The following is a 20,575-nucleotide window of genomic DNA, read 5'->3' as shown; positions in this document are numbered from 1 at the left end:
ACGGAGCAGGATCGGGCGGCCGGCCTTCGGGCGCTGCGGCATCGTTGCGGCCAGGGCCGATCCGCTCGCCGCGATCCCGGCTCGCTCCCGAGCGCGCGCGGCATCATATGGCGAGAGGCACGATTGCCCGGCGCCGAAGCCGTGAGAGCCTCGAGGACCCGATGCCCCGCCTGTTGCCGACCCTCGCCCTGTCCGCCGTGCTCGGATCGCCGCTCGCGCCCGCCTTCGCCCGGGACGGGCATCACGGCGGCGTGGATCTGGCTCAGCTCGATGTCGGGCCGGTTCCGGTCCGCGATGCGGGAGCTGTCGGCGGGCCCGGCGCGGCGGTCGCCGGCGCCTGCGACACCGCCGCCTGGGCGGGCTACGTCAACGGCACCTCGTCGCCGCAGCAGAGCTGCTACACGACGAAGACGTCTCCGAGGATCGACATCCCTTTCGCGGCCAGCGTCGGCATCGGGCCGGAGCGCATGGCCGATCCGCTGCTCCCTGCCGGGGACCAGACCTACATCCAGCTTGCCCAGCAACTCGTCCAGGCGAGGACGACGCAGGGCAACATGCGTCAGGAATCCGGGCTCGTCGTCAATTTCGAGAGCATGACGGGGGCCGGGCCGCAGACCAACCACGGTCAGAAGGTGGCGCTCTACGTGCCGACCCTGGTGCGGCCGGGCGGCGGCAATACCTGGGCGTTCAATCCGGCGCTCACCATCCTCGGCGGCGTCGGCGTCCAGTCGCAGTACAACACCGAGATCGACATGACGAACTTCAACGGGCCGTACCTGCCCGGCGGCAAGCTCGGCAACGCGGCCTCGGTGTTCCGCACCTTCTCGGGATTTCCGATCACGGCCGGCGAATTGTGGTCGGGTGAGACGCCTGCGCCTTCGACGCTCACTGCGACCACCAGGACGGGCAGCCCGAGCATCACGTTCTCGGGGACGCTCCATGTCGGCGACCGCCTCAGCGGACCCGGCATTGCCGGCCTCGCGACGGTCGCGGCGATCGGCGGCGACCCGGCGGCCGTCAACCAGGGCTCCGGTACCGCGACGCTCAACCAGGCCGCGACCGCGACCGGATCGCGCGTGACGTTGACGCGCGAGACCTACAACATGATCAACGGGCACCTCTACCAGGGCGCCCATCTGATCCGCGACAACACGTTCTATGACGGGACAAGTGCGATCACGAGCGTCAACATCGCCGGAAAACATTTCAGCGGGGTCAATACCAGCCAGGGTACGATGCCCTACGCGCTCATCGCCGGTGCGGGACAGAATCTCTGCCTCAACAGCCTCGACGGCTGCCTGTCCTATGCCGACGGCGCACTCCGCTACGTCCAGGGCGGGGCGGCGGCCCTCACCGCAACGCCGGCGCGGATGACCACAAGTGGCCTCCTCAACTCGCCGCTCGGGACGCCAGCCTCGTCCAAGGCCCCCTGTGCCCCCGGTGATTGGGCGCACGACGCCAACTTCGTCTATACCTGCGTCGCCGCCAATACCTGGAAGCGGGCCGCCCTCTCGTCCTGGTGAGGGGCGGCCGCTCCGGCGCGCTACACCTCGAACGTCACGCCCTGCGCCAGCGGCAGGGTCTTGCCGTAATTGATGGTGTTGGTCGCGCGCCGCATGTAGGCCTTCCAGGAATCCGAGCCGGCCTCGCGGCCGCCGCCGGTCTCCTTCTCGCCGCCGAAAGCCCCGCCGATCTCGGCGCCCGAGGGGCCGATATTGACGTTGGCGATGCCGCAATCGGAGCCTGAGGCCGACAGGAAGGTCTCGGCCTCCGACAGGTCCTTGGTGAAGATCGACGAGGACAGGCCGGCCGCCACGGCGTTCTGGGCGTGGATCGCTTCCTCCAGATCGGAGTAGCGGGTCACGTAGAGGATCGGCGCGAAGGTCTCGCGGCGCATCGGGCCGGCCTGCTCGGGCATCTCGACGAGGGCCGGGCGGATATAGGCCGCCGCCTCGCCGCGGATGTCGCGCAGGCGCTCGCCGCCATGGACGGTGCCGCCGATCGCCCGGGCCTCGTCGAGGGCGCGGGCCATGCCGTCGGCGGCCGCCACGTCGATCAGCGGGCCGATCAGGGTGGCGGGGTCGCGCGGATCGCCGATCCGCACCGAGCCGTAGGCGGCCTTCAGGCGCGGCACGAGCGCGTCGTAGACGCTCTCATGCACGAAGAGGCGCCGCAGGGTGGTGCAGCGCTGGCCGGCGGTGCCCATCGCCGCGAAGGCGATGGCGCGCAAAGCCAGGTCGAGATCGGCGGAGGGCGCCACGATGGCGGCGTTGTTGCCGCCGAGCTCCAGGATCGCCCGGGCGAAGCGGGCGGCGAGCTTCGGCGCCACCTGCCGGCCCATCGCGGTCGAGCCGGTGGCGGAGACGAGCGCAACCCGCTCGTCCTCGACCAGCCGCTCGCCGAGGTCCCGGCCGCCGATCAGCAGGCCGAGCAGGCCGTCCGGCGCCTCCGCGCCGAAGCGCTTCACCGCCTTCGTGGCGAGAGCATGGACGGCGAGCGCGGTGAGCGGGGTCTTCTCCGACGGCTTCCAGATGACCGGATCGCCGCAGACGAGCGCCAGCGCCGCGTTCCACGACCAGACCGCCACGGGGAAGTTGAACGCCGTGATGACACCACACACGCCCAGCGGGTGCCAGACCTCCATCATGCGATGGTCCGGCCGCTCGGTGGCGATGGTGAGCCCGTGCAATTGCCGCGACAGGCCGACGGCGAAGTCGCAGATGTCGATCATCTCCTGGACCTCGCCGAGGCCCTCCGAGAGGATCTTGCCGGCCTCGAGTGTCACGAGGCGGCCGAGATCGTCCTTGTGGGCGCGCAGCTCCTCGCCCAAGAGCCGCACCAGCTCGCCCCGGCGCGGGCCGGGCACCCGGCGCCAGGCCAGGAAGGCCTGGGCGGCTTTCGCGACGATCGCCTCGGCCTCGTCCCGGCCGGTCTCGCCCAGCTCCGCCACCACCCCGCCGTCGATCGGCGAGCGCGCCGGGAGCCCACCCTCCGCGAAGGCCGAGGCCGGAACGCCGAGGCGCTCCAGCACCGCCAGGGTGTCGTCGCGGACGGACAGGACGGTCGGGGCCATGGGCGCAATCTCCGCTTTCGACGAAGCACGGCCCGCCTCGGACGGGAGGCGGGCCGGGCATGGTTCGCGATCCTACGGGATTCGATCCCGTTTCACATCGCCGGCGCTCAGGCGGCCTTCTGCTTCGGGGAGATCAGCTTGCGGTTGACCAGCACCTCGGCGATCTGGACCGTGTTGAGCGCCGCGCCCTTGCGCAGGTTGTCCGACACGCACCAGAACGACAGGCCGTTCTCCACCGTGATGTCCTCGCGGATGCGCGAGATGTAGGTCGCGTCCTCGCCCGCCGCCTCGTGGGGGGTGATGTAGCCGCCGGGCTCGCGCTTGTCGTCGACCAGGATGCCGGGCGCCGAGCGCAGGATCTGGGTCGCCTCCTCCGCCGAGAGCGGGCGCTCGAACTCGACGTTCACCGCCTCCGAGTGGCCGATGAACACCGGCACGCGCACGCAGGTCGCGGTCAGCTTGATCTTGGGGTCGAGCATCTTCTTCGTCTCGGCCACCATCTTCCACTCTTCCTTGGTGGAGCCGTCCTCCATGAAGACGTCGATGTGCGGGATGACGTTGAAGGCAATGCGCTTAGGAAACTTCTGCACCTTGACCTCGCCGGCGGTGAACACCGCGCGGGTCTGGTTGAACAGCTCGTCCATGGCGTCCTTGCCGGCGCCGGAGACCGACTGGTAGGTCGCGACGACGACGCGCTTGATGGTGGCGGCCTCGTGCAGGGGCTTCAAGGCCACGACGAGCTGCGCGGTCGAGCAGTTCGGGTTGGCGATGATGTTCTTCTTGGTGAAGCCCACGACGGCGTCGGCATTCACCTCCGGCACGATCAAGGGCACGTCGGAATCGTAGCGGAAGGCCGACGAGTTATCGATGACCACGCAGCCCTGCTGGCCGATGCGGGGCGACCACTCCTTCGAGGTCTCGCCGCCGGCCGACATCAGGCAGATGTCGGTGCCGGAGAAGTCGTACTGGTCGAGGGCCTGGACCTTCAGCGTCTTGTCGCCGAAGGACACCTCTTGCCCGAGGCTGCGGCGGGAGGCGAGCGCTACCACGGTGTCGGCCGGGAAGGCGCGCTCGGCCAGGATGTCGAGCATCTCGCGGCCCACATTGCCGGTGGCTCCGACGACGGCAACCTTGTAACCCATCTCAATCGCTCCAGTTCGGACTTGCTCCTCCCCGGACGATCTCAGGCGGGCTCGTGGAGCCCGGCCTCCGTCCGCCACGGACGGGGAGGGATCCGAGGACGACGCGAGGCTTCAGCCGGCGGCGGTAATCGCCGTCGTGGCTTTGCGTTTCGTCGTGGTCGACACAGGCCGCATGGCGCGGTCAGTCCTCGGAAAAGGCGACACCCGAGATGGGGTGCGCGAGCGCGGGAAGCAACAGCCCGAACGCACCTGCCTGTCAAGGGCCGGGACCGATCGTCGGCACCAGATTCCGCCTCCCGTCACCCGTTAGGGTTTCGTTGACTCTGCGGTCGGCCGGCCGGGGACAAGTCGGGGCCGGTCAACGGAATCGCTAAAATGCGAAGGGATCCTGGGTTCGCGACCACGTGCAACCGTGAAGGAGCGATCCCGTGCGGCAGAGGCCGGACTTCGACGACGCCGCCCTGGCGCGGGCGGGACAGGCACTTGCCAAGGACACGCTTGCCGAGGACCTGGCCCTTTCGCAGGATATCGGCCCGGTCGAGCCGCTGCTGCCGCGGCCGCTGCCCCGCGCGGCGCCCCGCCCGTCGCGGCCCTGGCGCAGCGCCCGCCGCACCGTCGCGGCGGCGGCGGTGATCGCGCTGCTCAGCGTGCTCGCCAGCGAGCGGCGCCTGGCCGACCCGCCGGTCGCCGATCAGGCGGCCTTCGTGCCGCGCTACGCCGCCCCCGCGGTGGCGCCGCCCGCCTGGAGCGAGGTCGCGGCCGATCGCTACCGCCTCGGCGAGGCGACCGGCAGCGCCCGGACGCAAGCCGGCCTGCGGGAGGACACGCTGGCCGCCGGCACCTTCCCGGTCCAGGAGGCGCCGTTCCTGCGCCTGATCGCCATCGAAGCCGCGGAGCCGGAAGGGGAGGGGAGCCTGTTCGTCACCCTCGCCCGCCGGGCCGCGGAGGCCGGCGGCCTCGCGGTGGTCCGCACCGGCGAGCGCGGGCAGCTGGCGACGCGGTTCGGGGCCCTCGACACCGTCGACGCGACGCTCGCCGACGCGGAGGGCCGGCGCGCCTGCACGGCGTTCCGCCTCGGCGCGGCCTTGCGGATCGAAGGCTGGCTCTGCGCCCCTCTGGGCCAGCTGCCCGAGCCGCAGGCGGTGGCCTGCACGGTCGAGCGCCTCGCCGCCCTGCCGGGGGCCGGGCTCTCCCCGGCGGTCGTCGCGATGCTGGCCGAGCCGAGGGCGGCGTCCTGCCCGCCCGAGGAGCCGGTCACCACCGCGGCCCTGTCCGCGCCCCGCAAGCCGGTTCGGAAGAATGCGGCGAGAGTGCGGCATTCGCGACCAGCTTCGCCGTGAACGGGAACCTCGGCCGCGCTCGCACGTCTCTTTCCACAACGGCGTCGTTTCTTAACGAGTGCGGCGCTACCCTGGCGACGTTCATCAAAGGTGCGTCATGCGCTTCCAGACTCTCGCCCTGACCGGGCTTCTCTCCCTCGCGGCCCTGGGCGCCGGCACCGCCGCCTCGCAGGCGCAGGACAGCTACGTGATCCGCAGCTACCGGGACGGCCAGGGCCTCGCGATCCGCGTGCGCCCGCGCAGCTGGCTCGATGCCGGCAACGTGGTGGAGGCCAATTCGGGTGCGACCGGCAACCCGGCCACCAACCCGCACTTCATCGCCGCCTCCTACCTGAACTCGCCGCCCTACATCGCCAACCGCGAGCGCTTCGGCGGCGCCGGCATCCTGCCCGACCCGATCACCAACGGCCCGTTCATCGGCGCCCGGCGCAGCGCCGTCACGGTCGACCTGTCGGCGATCGACTACCTCGACCCGACCTCGCCGCTGTCGCGGGCGCGCTACGGGTACTGAGCGGGCCGCATCGGCTGGATGTGCGACGGGCCCCGAGTGGGGCCCGTTTCGTTTGTGGAGTCGAGGTCGCTCGCGGGCGAGGGCGGAGACCCCCTTACCGCTCCTCCGCCTTCACCCACTTGATCACCCGCGGCGGCTCGTAGGCCCGGATGCGGGCCACGAGGTCGGCCGGCTCGGTGCCGACGATCAGCATCGCCCGGTGCGGCTCGCGCACGAAACCTTCCTGGACGACGGAGTCGAGGAAGCTCAGCAGCCCGTCGAAGAAGCCGCCGGCGTTGAACACGGCGAGTGGCTTGCGGTGGTAGCCGAGCTGGGCCCAGGTCCAGACCTCGAACATCTCCTCGAAGGTGCCCAAGCCCCCCGGGAGCGCCACGAAGCCGTCGGCGAGGTCGGCCATCAGGGCCTTGCGCTCGTGCATCGAGGCGACGACGCGCAGCTCCGTCAGGCCGAGATGCGCGGTCTCCTTCTCGACGAGGGCCTGCGGGATGATGCCGGTCACCCGGCCGCCGGCGGCGAGCACGCCGTCGGCGACCGCCCCCATCAGCCCGACCTTGCCGCCGCCATAGACCAGCTCGATCCCGCTTTCTGCGAAGGAGCGCCCGAGGGCGGTCGCCGCCTCGCGGTAGAGCGGGCGGGCGCCGTCGCTGGAGCCGCAGAACACGCACAGGCGCATCGTTCGTCCTTCCCGGTTCAGCCCGCCTGAGCCTGCAGCTCGCGCACGATCGCGTCGCCCATCTCGGTGGTGCCGACCGCGTTGGCGCCCGGGGCCGCGATGTCGCGGGTGCGGGTGCCGGCGGCGAGCGTCCGGGTGATGGCGCTCTCGAGCTGGTCGGCGGCTTCGAGCAGGCCGAAGGAGTAGCGAAGCGCCATCGCCAGCGAGCCGATCATCGCGATCGGGTTGGCGAGGTTCTGGCCGGCGATATCGGGGGCCGAGCCGTGGACCGGCTCGTAGAGGGCGCGGCGCGTGCCGTTCTCGACCGCGCCCAGCGAGGCCGAGGGCAGCATCCCGAGCGAGCCGGTCAGCATCGCGGCCACGTCCGACAGGATGTCGCCGAACAGGTTGTCGGTGACCAGCACGTCGTACTGCTTGGGGTTGCGCACCAGCTGCATGGCGCAGTTATCGGCCAGAACGTGCTCCAGCCCGACATCGGAGTACTGCTCGGCATGGAGCCGGGTGACCGTCTCCTTCCACAGCACGCCGGTCTTCATCACGTTGTGCTTCTCGGCCGAGGCGACCTTGTTGCGGCGCTTGCGGGCAAGGTCGAAGGCGACCGCCGCGATCCGCTCGATCTCGCCGGTCGTATAGATCTGCGTATCGACGGCGCGCTTCTGGCCGTCCTCGAGAGTCACGATCTCCTTCGGCTCGCCGAAATAGACGCCGCCGGTCAGCTCGCGCACGATGACGATGTCGAGGCCTTCGACCAGCTCGCGCTTGAGCGCCGAGGCGTCGGCCAAAGCCGGGTAGCAGATCGCCGGACGGAGATTGGCGAACAGGCCCAGATCCTTGCGCAGGCGCAACAGGCCCGCCTCGGGGCGCTTGGCATACGGCACGCCGGCCCATTTCGGCCCGCCGACGGCGCCGAACAAAACCGCGTCGGCGGCCTTGGCCCGGTCCATCGCGGCTTCCGAGAGGGGCACGCCGTGGGCGTCGATCGCCGCCCCGCCGACGAGGTCGGTCTCGGTCTCGAACCGGGCGATGCCGGCGCGGGTGAACCAGGCCAGCACCTTGGAGACTTCCCCAGCCACCTCGGGGCCGATGCCGTCGCCGGGCAGGAGCAGGATCTTGTACGTGGCCATGGCGTGACTCTTCTGGTCTGGAAATTCCGGGTGGGCAGAGGGCAGATCCCTCTGCCGGGGTCCACGGCCCTCTCCGGACGAGCCGGTGACCGGTTCGTCCGGAGAGGGCGTCATCATCGAAGTCTGCGATGCGCTCCCTGGAGAGCGGATCGTGGGCGGAGCCCCCGGATCAGGACTTGCGCGCGACGGTGAAGCGGGCGGCCTCGCAGAGCGTCGCGGCGGCCTCGCCCCAGGGCTTCAGGGCGTTCTCGCACTCGCCCACCAGGCGCTCGCATTCGGCGCGGGCGCCGTCGAGGCCGAGGCGGTCGACGAGGGTGGCCTTGCCGGCCTCCTTGTCCTTGCCGGTGCGCTTGCCCATCGCCTCCGAGGAGGCCTCGCGGTCGAGGATGTCGTCGGCGACCTGGAAGGCCTGGCCCAGCGCCCGGCCATAGGCCAGGAGGGCGCGGCGCTCCTCCGGAGTCGCGCCGCCGACCAGCGCTCCGGCATCGACCGAGAAGGCCAGGAGGGCGCCGGTCTTCATCGCCTGGAGCTGGAGCGTGGCATCGACGTCGAGGTTGGCCGGGCCGAAGCGCCCCTCCGCCCCGAGGTCGAGGAGCTGGCCGCCGACCATGCCGCCGAGGCCCGACGCCCGGGCGAGGCCGAGCACCAGCTCGGACCGGATCAGCGGGTCGGCCTGCCAGGCCGGATCGGCCACGATCTCGAAGGCGAGGGTCTGGAGGGCGTCGCCGACCAGGATCGCGGTGGCCTCGTCGTACTTCTTGTGCACCGTCGGCTGGCCGCGGCGCAGGTCGTCGTCGTCCATCGCCGGCAGGTCGTCATGGACCAGCGAGTAGCAATGAACCAGTTCGACGCCGGCGCCGGCCGCCATGGCGCCCTCGAAGGGTCCGCCGAGCATCCGGGCGGTCTCGATGGCGAGGAACGGGCGCAGGCGCTTGCCGCCGTTGAGCACGGCATGGCGCATCGCCTCCATCAGCCGGGGCGGCCGGGCGATCTCGCCGGGCTGCACCGCGTCGCCGAGACGCTCGGCGAGAAAGCCTTCGACGCTCTTGGCGACGGCCGAGAGCCGCGCCGTGAAATCGCCTGCCTGCGGGTATCCTGTGGTGCCGGCCATCGTATTTTCCTGGGGACGGCCCGGCGTCGTGTCCTGCGGGGCCCGCGTTGACGTCATGGTGGCCTCGTATCGACGGGCACGCCGAGAGGAGGGTCGAATTCAGGAGCCGCGCATCACGGCGGACCGCAATGAGCGCGTGCCGCAACCGCTGCGCGGGCTGGTCCCGGCGGGGGCGCCGCCGGCCCGGGCCCGCGGGCGGCGGGTGTTGCGCGCCGTGCTCCTCGTGCCCGTCATGGCGGTCGCCCTCGTCCTGATCCTGGCGCTCGTCTATCGCGCGCTGACCCCGCCCTCAACCCTGATGCTCGGCCGCTGGGCCACGCTCCAGCCGGTGAGCCGGGAGGTGGTGCCGCTGGAGGCCATCGCCCCGGCCCTGGTCCAGGGCGTCGTAGCCTCCGAGGACCAGCGCTTCTGCCTGCATGGCGGCGTCGATTGGGACGCGCTGTGGAGCGTCGTCGACGACGAGGACGGCCCGAGCCGCGGCGCCTCGACGGTGACGATGCAGACGGTGAAGAACGTCTTCCTGTGGCCGGGCCGGTCTTACCTGCGCAAGGCCCTGGAGATCCCGCTGGCGCTGATGGTCGACGTGGTCTGGGGCAAGCGCCGGACGATGGAGATCTACCTCAACGTCGCCGAGTGGGGGGAGGGGATCTTCGGCGCGGAGGCCGCCGCCCGGCACTGGTTCGGCAAGTCCGCCCGCGACCTCACGAAGGGAGAGGCGGCGCTGCTGGTCGCCGCCCTGCCGAACCCGATCGCCCGCAACCCGCGCCGGCCGACCCGGGCCTTGCGGGCGCTGGCCGGACGCATCCAGGGGCGGACGGCGGGAATCGGGGGGTTGAGCCAGTGCGTGCGGCCGTAATCTGGTTTTGTCCAAGATATCGAGAGTAGGTCTCGGCTCCCCTCTCCGGTGTGGAAGCGGGGATCCCGCGACGTGCCGTCAAAAGGCGAGACCTGCGGGCAACCTTGGTATGATACCAACGGTCGTTGAAAACGACCTTTGGTTCCGTTCTCGAATTTTCGCCAAGCTTTTGGCTTGAAATCGAAAATTCGAGATGGGTCAACGGCCTGATGCGTCAGCATCTTAGGCCGATGGTATGACGATTGCGGGCAGGATGCGGTCTGCCGCAGGCGGAGCCGTGCAAGGAACGGGGGACGGCGATGACGGGCAGCGGAGTTCGGGCGGTCCTGGCCGCATGTGCCATGGCGGCGTCCCTGGCTGCTCCGGCCGAGGCCAACGACAGCGCCGCCGCCCTCGATGCCGGCGGCCTCGTGCTGGTGCGCGATCCGGACATCACGCTCGCCAGCGAGGACCTGCGCATCGGCGTCGACCGCATCGCGGTCGATTACGTCTTCCGCAACGACGCGGCCGCGCCCAAGACCCTGCGGATCGCCTTCCCGCTCCCGCCCATCGACGGGGCCGAACTGTCGACCAGCGCCCTCGGCCTGCCCTTCGAGGACCGGGCGAACTTCGTCGGCTTCACGGTGACCGTGGACGGGGCGCCGGTGACGCCGCATCTCGAGGAACGGGCCTATCTCGGCACGCGGGAGGTGACCGGACTGCTCACCCGCCACGGCCTGCCGCTCAACCCGCTGCGGCGCGGCGACCTGGACGTCGCGCTCAAGCGCCTCGCGCCGCCGGCCCTGCAGGAACTGGTAAAAGCCGGTCTCCTCACCGAACCTTCGGCGAGTGCCGATGCCCTGTGGCGCGGCGAGGCCAAGTTCCACTGGGAGCAGACGTTTCCGGCCGGCCGCGCGCTTCGCGTCTCGCACGCCTACGCCCCCGTGAAGGGCAACCACCTGCTCGCGGCCGAGGAGGCGGCGACGCCCGCCTACCGGGCCCGCTACTGCCTCGACGATGCCGGCCTCGCCGGGGTGCGCCGCCTGATCGCCGCCTCGCCGATGAAGGGTCAGGGCCTGACCCGGGCGGTCGAGGTGCCCTACATCGTGACGACCGCGCGCAACTGGGCCGGCCGCATCGGCCGCTTCACCCTGACGGTGGACAAGGGCAGCCCGGGCGCGCTCGTGAGCTTCTGCCGCAAGGGCGTGCGCAAGGCCGGCGCCACCACCTTCGTGTGGGAGGCGAAGGATTACGTGCCCGATGCCGACCTGCGCATCCTGATCGTCTCGAACGACGACGCCTCGCTCGGGATCCGGTAGGCGCGCTCCGGCGAGTCGCCGTGGAGCCGGCGAACCATCGCAGGCCCGCGCGACTTTCCGTCGAGGCCGCCCGGAACGGGGCTGGCGCGGCGGCCTTTCCCCCCGTAACACCGGCCCCGCCCGCCCTTTGCGGCGCGGCCCTGAGCAAGGGAAGCACGATGTTCACTCTCGAGATCGACGGCACGCCCGTCGCCATCATCCGGTCGAACGAGGAACGGGCCCGGGAGCTTCTCGAGGTCGAGGGCTTTCAGGACGACCTGCGCACCATGAAGAGCGACGGCCGGCCGCTTTGGTCGGGCAAGGCCGAATCGCTGAAGCTGCGCCCCGCCACCGAGGACGAGGTCGAGACCTTCGAGGACTCGATGGACGAGGAGGATTTCGAGGACGAGGACGAGCCCAAGGCCGCGAATGACAGCCAGGGCGAGACCGACGACGAGGACGAGGAGGACGACGTCGACATCCTGTTCCTGGTCGATATCGACGACGAGGACGAGGAGTAAGGCAGTCTCGCGGCCGGCCTGCGCGCCGGCCGCATCGTCCGCTCGCGAGGCCTGCTCCGTCGCCGGAGCAGGCCTCTTCTCTTACGCGCCGAGCTTGCGCTTGCGCTGGCCGAGCGTGCGCAGGCGGAGCGCATTGAGCTTGATGAAGCCCGCCGCGTCGCGGTGGTCGTAGGCCACGGCGCCCTCCTCGAAGGTGACGAGGTCCTGGTCGTAGAGCGAGTTCGGGCTCTCGCGGCCGATGACGTGGACGCCGCCCTTGTAGAGCTTCAGCCGCACGGTGCCGGTGACCATCTCCTGGCTCTTGTCGATCAGCGCCTGGAGCATCTCGCGCTCCGGCGAGAACCAGAAGCCGTTATAGATCAGCTCGGCGTAGCGCGGCATCAGCTCGTCCTTGAGATGGGCCGCGCCGCGGTCGAGGGTGATCGACTCGATCGCCCGGTGGGCCGGCAGCAGGATGGTGCCGCCGGGGGTCTCGTACATGCCGCGGCTCTTCATGCCGACGAAGCGGTTCTCGACGAGGTCGAGGCGGCCGATGCCGTTGGCCCGGCCCAGCTCGTTGAGCTTGGCGAGCAGGGTCGCGGGCGACAGCTTTTCACCGTCGATCGAGACCGCGTCGCCGCGCTCGAAGCCGATGGTGATGACCGTCGGGGTGTCGGGCGCCTCCTCGGGCGACAGGGTGCGCGAGTAGACGTAGTCGGGCACGTCCTGCGCCGGATCCTCCAGCACCTTGCCCTCGGAAGAGGCGTGCAGGAGGTTCGCGTCGACCGAGAACGGCGCCTCGCCGCGCTTGTCCTTGGCGATCGGGATCTGGTGCTGCTCGGCGAAGGCGATCAGCGCCTCGCGGGAACGGAAATCCCATTCGCGCCACGGGGCGATCACCGTCACGTCGGGCTTGAGGGCATAATAGCCGAGTTCGAACCGGACCTGGTCGTTGCCCTTGCCGGTGGCGCCGTGGGACACGGCGTCGGCGCCGACGCGCTCGGCGATCTCGATCTGCTTCTTGGCGATCAGGGGCCGGGCGATCGAGGTGCCCAGGAGATAGATGCCCTCGTACTGGGCATTGGCCCGGAACATCGGGAAGACGTAGTCGCGGACGAATTCCTCGCGCAGGTCCTCGATGAAGATGTTCTCGGGCTTGATGCCGAGCAGCTCGGCCTTGGCACGGGCCGGCTCCAGCTCCTCGCCCTGGCCGAGATCGGCGGTGAACGTCACCACCTCGCAGCCGTAGGTGGTCTGGAGCCACTTGAGGATGATCGAGGTGTCGAGGCCGCCCGAGTAGGCGAGCACGACCTTCTTCACGCGCTTCTGGGGCTGGTCGGACATGCGGGGCGAGCCTCGGGTGTGGAGGAATTGAACGAACGGGCGGGGGCTTACCAGCCCGGCCCGGCCGCGTGCAACCGCGCTGCCAAAGTTCCCATCCCGCCCCGTGGCGATGCGACGCCCGGGGCGGCGCTTGTGGCCGGCGCGTGCGGACGCGAAGGTGCGCCGATCAGTCCAACGCAAGAGGGGTGCGATGCCGCGCCGGCCCACGCTCGAATTCTGGTTCGAGTTCGCATCCACCTATTCCTACCTCGCCGCGATGCGGATCGAGGCGCTGGCCGACGCGGCCGGGGTGCGCCTGCGCTGGCGCCCGTTCCTGCTCGGGCCGGTCTTCGCCGCGCAAGGCTGGACCTCCTCGCCGTTCAACCTCTACCCGGCCAAGGGCCGCCACATGTGGCGCGACCTCGCCCGCGAGGCCGCCCGCCTCGGCCTGCCGCCGGTGACGCGGCCCGAGAGCTTCCCGCAGAACAGCCTCGCGGCGACGCGGGTGGCGGTCCACGGCGCCGAGGAGCCGTGGATCGGTGCCTATGTGCGGGCGGTCTACGATGCCGAGTTCGCCCGAGGCGCCTCGATCGCCGAGCCGGCGGCGATCTCCGCCCTCCTCAACGGCCTGGGCCTCGACGGCCCGGCCCTGATCCGGGCGTCGACGCAGGAGCCGGTGAAGAGCCGCCTGCGCTCGATCGGCGAGGAGGCGAAGTCGCGCGGCCTGTTCGGCGCCCCGACCTTCCTGACCGAGGACGGCGAACTCTTCTGGGGCAACGACCGGCTGGAGCAGGCGCTGGCCTGGGCGGTGGGGGAGCGGCCGGCGGGTTTGCGGTGAGGCGCGCGTCGGGCGGCTTGCCGCCCCGGCGGATCCGGATATCATTTCCCTCAGGGTCGGCAGTCACCCAGGCGTCACCGCCCCGCGAGGGGAGCTAAACCTGCCTCACGTCCGTACGGCCGTTCCGTTCGGTCCGCGCGCATTCCCGTGCCGCGTCGAAAGCCGGTGACCATCGACACCTGACCGGGCGTTCCCCGGTCGGGATCGGCACTCGGAGAATGATCGTGCCGAGAGAACCGCTTCCCTTCGCGACCGGCGACGTGTCGGCGCTGGCCAAGTCGCTGCGCAGCCAATGGGCCTCCCGCGCGGCGCCACCGGGTCCAGGTGGCGGCCATGTCCCGAGCCATCTCGAGATGCTGAACATGCTGGCCCGGGCGGCCGGCCACCGGAACTTCCAGCATCTTCGCGCCCGCCTCGCGTCCGGTCCGCGGGTGGGGCAAGCGGCGCAGGACCCGCCTGCGCAGGCCGGTCCGGCGATCGTCCTGCGCGCCGCGCGCTACTTCGATCCCCAGGGACGCCTGGGACGTTGGCCGGCCCAGCGGTCGATCCAGGACCTGTGCCTCTGGGCGATCTGGTCGCGGATCCCACCCAGGCGCTCGTTCGACGAGCGCGAGATCAGTGCCGTCCTCGCCAGGCTGCACCTCTTCGGCGATCCCGCCATCCTCCGGCGCACGATGTGCCATACCGGCCTCATGACCCGCAGCCAGGACGGGCGGGACTATCGCCGCATCGAGCGGGCGCCGTCGCCCGACGGCGCGGCGTTGATCCGCCACCTGCGCGAGCGCGCGCCCTGACCCCGGCCGGGCGGCGAGGACCGGTTTTCGCCGCCTCGCTGCCCGGCCCTTCCGCCGGCGATCGTGGTCAGGCCTTCATCCCGACGGCGGGAACCCCGCCCGGCACGGCGGCCGCCGGCTCCCGCGCCGCGACCCAGCGCAGGCAGAAAGCCGCCACGAGCATCGGCAGGGCCAGCGCCATGCAGTATTCCGCCCGCTCCCAGCCCGCCGCCATCAGCATCCCGGCGAGCGCCGGCCCGGTGACGGCGCCGAGGCGGCCGACGCTCATGGCGAGGCCGGTGCCGGTGGTGCGAACGGGGGCGGGGAAGATCGGCGGCACCACCGCGTACATCGCGTTGATCGAGCCGTAGAGGCAGAAGCCGATGAAGAGGGTGGCGGCGAGCAGAGCCGCGGGCGTCGCCGGGACGTGGCCGAAGAGCGTCGCGGCGAGGAACAGCCCGGCCATGAAGGCGGCGGCGAGCCGGCGCGTCCCGGCCCGGCGGGCGACGAAGCCGAACAGCAGGCAGCCGACCGCGCCGCCGAGATTCATCAGCATCGCCCCCGAGATGCCGCCGCTGACGCTCAGGCCCAGCTCGGTCAGCACCTTCGGGGTCCAGCTCAGGAAGAAGTAGCAGGTCGTCATCACGCAGAAATACGCCGCGCAGGCCGCGAGCGTCCGGCTGCGGTAGGGCGGACGGGCGATGGCCGAGAGGCTGGCGCCGGTCTCGGCCTCGGCCCGCAGGGGCGCCGGCAGGGCGGCCAGCGCCGGGCGCCCGAGGCGCGCCAGCACCCGGTTGACCTTGGCGAGCGCCCCGGCCGGGCGGCGGGCGATGAGGTAGTCGAGGGATTCCGGCAGGAAGGCCAGCACCGCCGGCACCAGCGCGAGCGCCACGAGGCCGCCGAAGACGTAGACCGAGCGCCAGCCATGGGCTGCGATGAGATAGACCGAGAACGCCCCGCCCAGCGTCGCGCCGAGGGGATAGCCCAGCGACATCAGCGAGATCGACAGGTTGCGCCAGCGGTCGGTAGCGTATTCGGCCACCACGATGTTGACCGTGGCGAGGCCTCCGCCGATGCCGAGCCCGGTGAACAGCCGCACCAGGGCGAGTTCGGTGAGGGTGTTCACCGCGGCGGCGGCCAGCATGCCGGTGCACAGGATGGCGAGGCACAGGAGCAGGGTGGTGCGCCGGCCGAACCGGTCGCTCAGCGGCGCGATCAGCAGGGCGCCGAGCCCCATCCCGGCGAGGCCGGCGCTGAACAGCAGGCCGAGATCGGTCGGCTTCAGCGAAAAATCCTTGGCGATCGAGGCCGCCGTGAAGGCGACCACCAGCACGTCGAACCCGTCCAGCGCGCAGATCAGCACGCAGACCGCCACGGCGGCGACCTGGAACGGGGTCATGGCGCCCTGCCGGATGGCGGCACGGGGGTCGGATGCGTCCTGTGCGATGGGCATGATGTCCTCCCGAAGGATTCGATTGTCGTTTTTTGATGATGGCGAGGGTCATGACACCCTCTGCGTCGTCCCGGGGCCGCGCCCGGGATCCATAACTTCGATTTGCTTTCGCCGAATCCCTCGTCTCACCCCGCCCGATCCGCCGTATCGATCGTGATCCCGCCGCCGACCACCCGCGACACGCAGGTGCAGAGCTGCGCATTCGTCGCCTTCTGGGCATCGCTGAAGAATACGTCGCGGTGATCGACCGTGCCGTCCACGCCTAAGATCTTCACCGTGCACAGGCCGCACTCGCCGCGCCGGCAATCGTGGATCATGCCGACGCCCGCCGCCTCCAGCGCCTCCAGCATGGTCTGGTGGCGCGGGACGACGATCTCCCTGGCGAGCCGCGGGATGCGCACGGTGAACGCCTCGGCGGCGTGGCGGCCGCCGGTGCCGAAGGTCTCGAACCGCAACCCTTGCGCCGGGCGGCCCGATTCCGCCCAGGCCCGGCGGGCCGCCTCCATCATCCCGTAAGGGCCGCAGACATAGGCCTCGCCACCGGCCGGCAGGTCGGCGATGGCCGCCGCGAGGTCGATCCGCCCGCCCTCCTGGTCGGTGACGGTCTGGAGCTTTTCGCCGATCCGCGCCCGCAACTCGTCGGCGAGGGCGAGGTCCTGCCGGGTCCGGGCGGCGTAGAGCAGGCGGAACGGAGAGCCGGCCCGGTGCAGGGCCAGCGCCATGGCGTGGAGCGGGGTGATGCCGATGCCGCCGGCCACGAGCAGGTAGCCCGGCCGGCCGGGGACGAGGCCGAAATGGTTGCGCGGGCCCGAGATGCTGAGGCGCGCGCCGGGCTCCAGCCCGTGCATGTAGGCCGAGCCGCCGCGGCTGTCGGGCAGCCGCTTCACGGCGATGCGGTAGAGCCCGTCGGTGCCTGAATCGAGCAGCGAGTAGGAGCGGGTGTCCGGCCGCTCGCCGATCATCACCGCCACCCCGAGATGGCTCCCGGGCGGGACCGGGGCGACCGGCTCCGTGGGCTCGATCTCGAAGAGGCGGATGTCGGGCGTCAGCGCCCGGGTGGCGCGCAGGCGCGCAGGCGTCCAGTCGGTCGCGGCCATGGCATCATTCCGCCGCGATGCCGGCCGCCGGCGCGGCCTTGGCCGGACCGCTCTTGGCCGGATCGCGTCCCTCCTTCGCCATCATGCCGTCGATCAGGCGATGGGCCCACAGGGCGCCGGCATCGATGTTGAGGTTGTAGAAGGGCTGGCGCGGCTGGCGGTCGATCGCCCGCTGCTGCGCCTCCAGCACGTCGTGGTCCTGGTCGTAGACGCCCTTGCCGTCATTGACGTGGGCACGGTTGAGCGCCTTCGTCAGCTCCTCGTCGTCGGTGCGCCAGCTGCGCACGAAGTTCCAGAAATAATGGCAGCTCGTCGCGGTCTCGGGGGTGATGGCCGCCAGGAAGAAGCCGTTGACGCCTTGGCTCCGGTCGCCCTGCCGCGCGCCGGTGCCGGTGAGCGCCACCCCGACATCGCCCGCCACCACCGTCGGCGCCTCGAACCGGATGATCTGCCAGCGGTCGACATGGCCGGGCTTGCCCAGGTTCCGGGCCCAGAACGGCGGCGGCTCGATGTTCTCCATCCAGCGCTCCACCGTGACGCACGTGTCGGTATGCGTCACCTCGAACGGGCTGCGGGTGATCGCGTCGTCGCCGATGCTGCCGGCATGGACGTAGGTCTCGTGGGTCAGGTCCATCAGGTTGTCGATGACCAGCCGGTAATTGCACTTCAGGCTGTAGAACGTGCCGCCCTCGCCGACCCAGGGCGCGTCGCTGTTCCAGTGGAAATCCGGCACGAGGTCCGGATCGGCGAGCGCCGGGTCGCCCATCCAGAGCCAGACCAGGCGGTAGCGCTCGACCGCCGGGAAGGCGCGCACGCAGGCGGACGGGTTGATGGTCTCCTGCGCCGGCATGAAGGTGCAGCGGCCGGTCGCGTCGAAGACGAGGCCGTGATAGCCGCACATCACCTGGTCGCCCTTGAGGTGGCCCAGCGACAGCGGCAGCAGCCGGTGCCAGCAGGCATCCTCCAGGGCCGCGACGGCGCCGTCGGTGCGGCGGTAGAGCACCACGTCCTTGTCGCAGATCCGGCGCGGCGTCAGTTCGCGGCCGATCTCGTGGCCCCAGGCGGCGGCGTACCAGGCATTCAGGGGGAAGCCCTTCGGGTCCGTCATCGTTCTCTCCCTCGTCGTCTCGGCCCCGCGGGTCTTGTCGCCTCGCTGACGGTCCGGTCCAGCGGCACTCAGGCTTGGCCGTATCGGGGCGCCGGGCGGAGGCTTTCCAGCCTTCCGCCGGCGGGCCGGCCGGTGTTGCGCCGCACACAGGTTTCGCGTGCCGGATCAGCAGTTTGGAACTGGTCCGGTTCGAGGCTCGGACGCTAGCCGCAAGGGACCGCCCTCGCCATGGACGCGGCCCGGAATTTCTTGGACGGATCTGGCGCCGCGGCTTACCCTCGGCGCACAGGTCGACTCGTCGGAAAGAGAATGGACGCGGGTGTCCGATGTTTCCCGGGCAGCCTTGCTCCGGGTGGGAGGACACGGCGATGCCAACGCTGCGGGAACGCCCGATCCCGGTCTTTCGCCTCTACGGCGAGACCGCCGAGGCCACGGTGCCGAGCTTCGTCCATGCCGAGCGGATCGGCACCAGCGCAGCCCTGCACGATTGGGAGATCGCGCCCCACCGCCACGGCGCGCTGACCCAGGGGCTCGTCGTCACGAGCGGCCACGGCGCCCTGTCGCTCGATGCGAGCCGGGAAGAGTTCTCCGCCCCCTGGCTGGTCTGGGTGCCGTCGGGGGTGGTGCACGCCTTCTCGTTCCGGCCCGGCACCGACGGGGTGGTGCTGTCGCTCGCCGACGACTTCCTCGCCGCCGTGCTCGATCCCGACGCGGAAGCGGCTCGCCTGCGGGTGACGGCCGAGGCGACGTTCAGCGGCCGGCCCGGCTCGCCGGAGGAGATCGACCTCGATCTCGCGAGGCTCGTCGAGACCCTGATGCGGGAGGCCGCCGGTGCCCTGCCGGGGGCGGCGAGCGCGGTGGCGGCGCTGGTCAAGCTCCTGGTCGTCGGCGTGATGCGCACCCGCGCCGCCCGCTCGATCACCGAGCCGGCGGCCTTGGCGCGGGCCGACCTGCACCGCCGCTTCCGCCGCCTGGTCGAGGCGCATTTGCGCGAGGGCTGGCCGGTCGCCCGCTTCGCCGCCGCGCTCGGGGTCAGCCCGGACCGGCTGCACGCCGCCTGCACCGAGGCGGTGCGGCGCTCGCCGCAAGGCATCCTGCACGACCGGCTGATGCTCGAGGCCAAGCGCAGCCTCGTCTACACCACGCTGCCGGTCTCGAAGGTCGCCTTCGATCTCGGCTTCAACGATCCGGCCTATTTCTCACGCTTCTTCGCGGCGCGCGCAGGCCTGAGCCCGGCGTCGTTCCGGCGTGCGAGTCGGGGAGGAGAGACTTGACCCATGGATCGTGGCGCGGGCGCAAAGGCGTCGCCGCAGGATCCCGAATGTGGGTCGGAAGAAGGAGAGTGGCTCCCCGAGTAGGACTCGAACCTACGACAAGGCGATTAACAGTCGCCTGCTCTACCAACTGAGCTATCGGGGAACGTCGCTGCCGGCGCTGGTTCGGCGCCGACGGGGGCTTCTTAGCCAGTTCATTCGGGCGGCGCAACCCCGATGTCGCGCCCGGTGTCGCGCCTCAACGCGGCGGGCAGGCCGGGCCGTCCGGGCCGATCACGAGATCGCCCTGGCGCGGGTTGTTGAGCACGAAGGGCTCGGTGCCGCCCTGGCCGAAGCCCATCAGGCCGAGGTCGTAGTAGCAGCGGTCGAGGATCGCCGTGAACGTGTAGCTGTCCTGCGCCACCGGCGGCCCGACCGGAACGAGGCGTCCGCGCGGGCCCCGGGCGGCGCAATGGGCCGCGATGTCGACCTTGCCCGGGGCGAGCATGCGGATCGAGCGCGAGGAATGCGGCGGGATGCCGACGCTGGGGCCGTCGTTGCGGCTCGCCACCGCGAAATAGGGCGAGCGGTTGATGACGCGCCGGACGCAGCCGGCCTCCGCCGCGCTGATGCCGCCGGCAAGAAGGGCCGCCGCCGCCGACCACAGATAGAGCCGCTTCACGCCCGGCCGCATGGCTTGCCTCTCCTCAACTGCCCAGGAACTCTTGTCACCGAATTCCTGTCACCGAATCCTTGCCAAGGACCTCATCCTTGCCAAGGACCTCTCGGCCCTCACCTAAGGCGGCGCCGCGCAGCTGCCAGGCTTGAGGCTGCGCACGGCTCCCGCCTGGGAACGGAACGGCAGAGCTTGGCGTTGAGTTCCGGTCTCGTCGTGGCGACGGCATCGCGATGCCGTCGCCACGCGTCCCGTCCTCCGCCTGGATCCTCCCACGATCCCTCCCTTTTCTTATACACATCTCCGCGCCCACGAGACCCTACTAGAACTCGTATGCCCTCCTTTGCTTTAAAAAAAAAAAAAAACATCACTCTAATTCGCGAACGTTTTAAATAACTTTTCCATCATAGTCATCATCATACCTGACATGAGTTGACTACTTACTAC

At 70.8% G+C, this 20,575-nt stretch carries 19 protein-coding genes and 1 tRNA gene; 9 read left to right on the top strand and 11 right to left on the bottom strand.

Features of this window, described 5'->3' with window-relative positions; translation table 11 throughout:
* The first annotated feature begins 161 nt into the window (after positions 1 to 161).
* A complete protein-coding gene (locus tag VQ03_RS30925) occupies positions 162 to 1,523 on the top strand; it encodes a hypothetical protein (protein WP_053078460.1) in 1,362 nt (453 codons plus the stop codon).
* 20 nt (positions 1,524 to 1,543) lie between these two features.
* Here the strand turns inward: VQ03_RS30925 and amaB are convergent, their stop codons facing one another.
* Both amaB and VQ03_RS08740 read right to left on the bottom strand, forming a co-directional pair.
* Positions 1,544 to 3,073 carry an L-piperidine-6-carboxylate dehydrogenase gene (gene amaB / locus VQ03_RS08745; protein WP_048450490.1) on the bottom strand — a complete coding sequence of 510 codons (1,530 nt, stop codon included), beginning with the start codon at positions 3,071 to 3,073 and terminating at the stop codon, positions 1,544 to 1,546.
* Positions 3,074 to 3,180: 107 nt separating this feature from the next.
* The gene (locus tag VQ03_RS08740) at positions 3,181 to 4,215 is read right to left on the bottom strand and encodes an aspartate-semialdehyde dehydrogenase (protein WP_048450489.1); all 1,035 of its coding nucleotides are present in this window, start codon (positions 4,213 to 4,215) and stop codon (positions 3,181 to 3,183) included.
* Positions 4,216 to 4,643: 428 nt separating this feature from the next.
* Between VQ03_RS08740 and VQ03_RS08735 the strand changes: the two genes are divergently transcribed.
* Entirely contained in the window at positions 4,644 to 5,555 is a 912-nt protein-coding gene (locus VQ03_RS08735) for a hypothetical protein (protein WP_048450488.1), read from the top strand.
* A 97-nt stretch (positions 5,556 to 5,652) separates the two neighbouring features.
* Positions 5,653 to 6,066, top strand: a complete 414-nt coding sequence (locus tag VQ03_RS08730) for a hypothetical protein (RefSeq protein WP_048450487.1) — start codon at positions 5,653 to 5,655, stop codon at positions 6,064 to 6,066.
* A gap of 94 nt (positions 6,067 to 6,160) precedes the next feature.
* Here the strand turns inward: VQ03_RS08730 and VQ03_RS08725 are convergent, their stop codons facing one another.
* The 3 genes from VQ03_RS08725 to VQ03_RS08715 all read right to left on the bottom strand — a co-directional run bounded on the left by VQ03_RS08725 (position 6,161) and on the right by VQ03_RS08715 (position 8,974).
* Positions 6,161 to 6,739 carry an LOG family protein gene (locus VQ03_RS08725; protein WP_048450486.1) on the bottom strand — a complete coding sequence of 193 codons (579 nt, stop codon included), beginning with the start codon at positions 6,737 to 6,739 and terminating at the stop codon, positions 6,161 to 6,163.
* A gap of 17 nt (positions 6,740 to 6,756) precedes the next feature.
* Entirely contained in the window at positions 6,757 to 7,863 is a 1,107-nt protein-coding gene (gene leuB, locus VQ03_RS08720) for a 3-isopropylmalate dehydrogenase (protein ID WP_048450485.1), read from the bottom strand.
* A 169-nt stretch (positions 7,864 to 8,032) separates the two neighbouring features.
* The gene (locus VQ03_RS08715) at positions 8,033 to 8,974 is read right to left on the bottom strand and encodes a polyprenyl synthetase family protein (RefSeq protein WP_048450484.1); all 942 of its coding nucleotides are present in this window, start codon (positions 8,972 to 8,974) and stop codon (positions 8,033 to 8,035) included.
* 55 nt (positions 8,975 to 9,029) lie between these two features.
* Between VQ03_RS08715 and mtgA the strand changes: the two genes are divergently transcribed.
* From mtgA to VQ03_RS08700, 3 genes are all read left to right on the top strand, one after another.
* Positions 9,030 to 9,830 carry a monofunctional biosynthetic peptidoglycan transglycosylase gene (mtgA, locus tag VQ03_RS08710; protein ID WP_083467862.1) on the top strand — a complete coding sequence of 267 codons (801 nt, stop codon included), beginning with the start codon at positions 9,030 to 9,032 and terminating at the stop codon, positions 9,828 to 9,830.
* A 341-nt stretch (positions 9,831 to 10,171) separates the two neighbouring features.
* Positions 10,172 to 11,128 carry a DUF4424 domain-containing protein gene (locus VQ03_RS08705; protein WP_048450483.1) on the top strand — a complete coding sequence of 319 codons (957 nt, stop codon included), beginning with the start codon at positions 10,172 to 10,174 and terminating at the stop codon, positions 11,126 to 11,128.
* Between the two features lie 158 nt (positions 11,129 to 11,286).
* A complete protein-coding gene (locus VQ03_RS08700; protein WP_048450482.1) occupies positions 11,287 to 11,628 on the top strand; it encodes a hypothetical protein in 342 nt (113 codons plus the stop codon).
* A gap of 81 nt (positions 11,629 to 11,709) precedes the next feature.
* Here the strand turns inward: VQ03_RS08700 and VQ03_RS08695 are convergent, their stop codons facing one another.
* Positions 11,710 to 12,951 carry an argininosuccinate synthase gene (locus VQ03_RS08695; RefSeq protein ID WP_048450481.1) on the bottom strand — a complete coding sequence of 414 codons (1,242 nt, stop codon included), beginning with the start codon at positions 12,949 to 12,951 and terminating at the stop codon, positions 11,710 to 11,712.
* 190 nt (positions 12,952 to 13,141) lie between these two features.
* Here VQ03_RS08695 and VQ03_RS08690 point away from each other — a divergent pair, with 190 nt between their 5' ends.
* Positions 13,142 to 13,768, top strand: coding sequence for a 2-hydroxychromene-2-carboxylate isomerase (locus tag VQ03_RS08690; RefSeq protein WP_048450480.1), 627 nt, complete (start codon positions 13,142 to 13,144; stop codon positions 13,766 to 13,768).
* Positions 13,769 to 13,992: 224 nt separating this feature from the next.
* Complete coding sequence (locus VQ03_RS08685) at positions 13,993 to 14,562, top strand: DUF2087 domain-containing protein (RefSeq protein ID WP_053078465.1); 570 nt, start codon at positions 13,993 to 13,995, stop codon at positions 14,560 to 14,562.
* Between the two features lie 67 nt (positions 14,563 to 14,629).
* On the opposite strand, the gene VQ03_RS08680 is transcribed toward VQ03_RS08685, so the two are convergent.
* From VQ03_RS08680 to VQ03_RS08670, 3 genes are all read right to left on the bottom strand, one after another.
* The gene (locus VQ03_RS08680) at positions 14,630 to 15,994 is read right to left on the bottom strand and encodes an MFS transporter (RefSeq protein ID WP_048450478.1); all 1,365 of its coding nucleotides are present in this window, start codon (positions 15,992 to 15,994) and stop codon (positions 14,630 to 14,632) included.
* 125 nt (positions 15,995 to 16,119) lie between these two features.
* Positions 16,120 to 17,091, bottom strand: a complete 972-nt coding sequence (locus VQ03_RS08675) for a PDR/VanB family oxidoreductase (protein ID WP_048450477.1) — start codon at positions 17,089 to 17,091, stop codon at positions 16,120 to 16,122.
* A 4-nt stretch (positions 17,092 to 17,095) separates the two neighbouring features.
* A complete protein-coding gene (locus VQ03_RS08670; RefSeq protein ID WP_048450476.1) occupies positions 17,096 to 18,199 on the bottom strand; it encodes an aromatic ring-hydroxylating dioxygenase subunit alpha in 1,104 nt (367 codons plus the stop codon).
* A gap of 368 nt (positions 18,200 to 18,567) precedes the next feature.
* Here VQ03_RS08670 and VQ03_RS08665 point away from each other — a divergent pair, with 368 nt between their 5' ends.
* Complete coding sequence (locus VQ03_RS08665) at positions 18,568 to 19,473, top strand: helix-turn-helix domain-containing protein (protein WP_048450475.1); 906 nt, start codon at positions 18,568 to 18,570, stop codon at positions 19,471 to 19,473.
* Between the two features lie 69 nt (positions 19,474 to 19,542).
* On the opposite strand, the gene VQ03_RS08660 is transcribed toward VQ03_RS08665, so the two are convergent.
* A tRNA-Asn gene (locus tag VQ03_RS08660) sits at positions 19,543 to 19,618 on the bottom strand.
* 93 nt (positions 19,619 to 19,711) lie between these two features.
* Positions 19,712 to 20,146 (bottom strand): hypothetical protein, encoded by a 435-nt coding sequence (locus tag VQ03_RS08655; RefSeq protein WP_048450474.1) that lies wholly within the window; start codon positions 20,144 to 20,146, stop codon positions 19,712 to 19,714.
* Positions 20,147 to 20,575: the final 429 nt, after the last annotated feature.

Origin of the sequence: Methylobacterium tarhaniae (assembly GCF_001043955.1) — a bacterium.
Classification (GTDB): Bacteria; Pseudomonadota; Alphaproteobacteria; order Rhizobiales; family Beijerinckiaceae; genus Methylobacterium; species Methylobacterium tarhaniae.
This window is presented reverse-complemented; position numbering and strand designations above follow the sequence as displayed.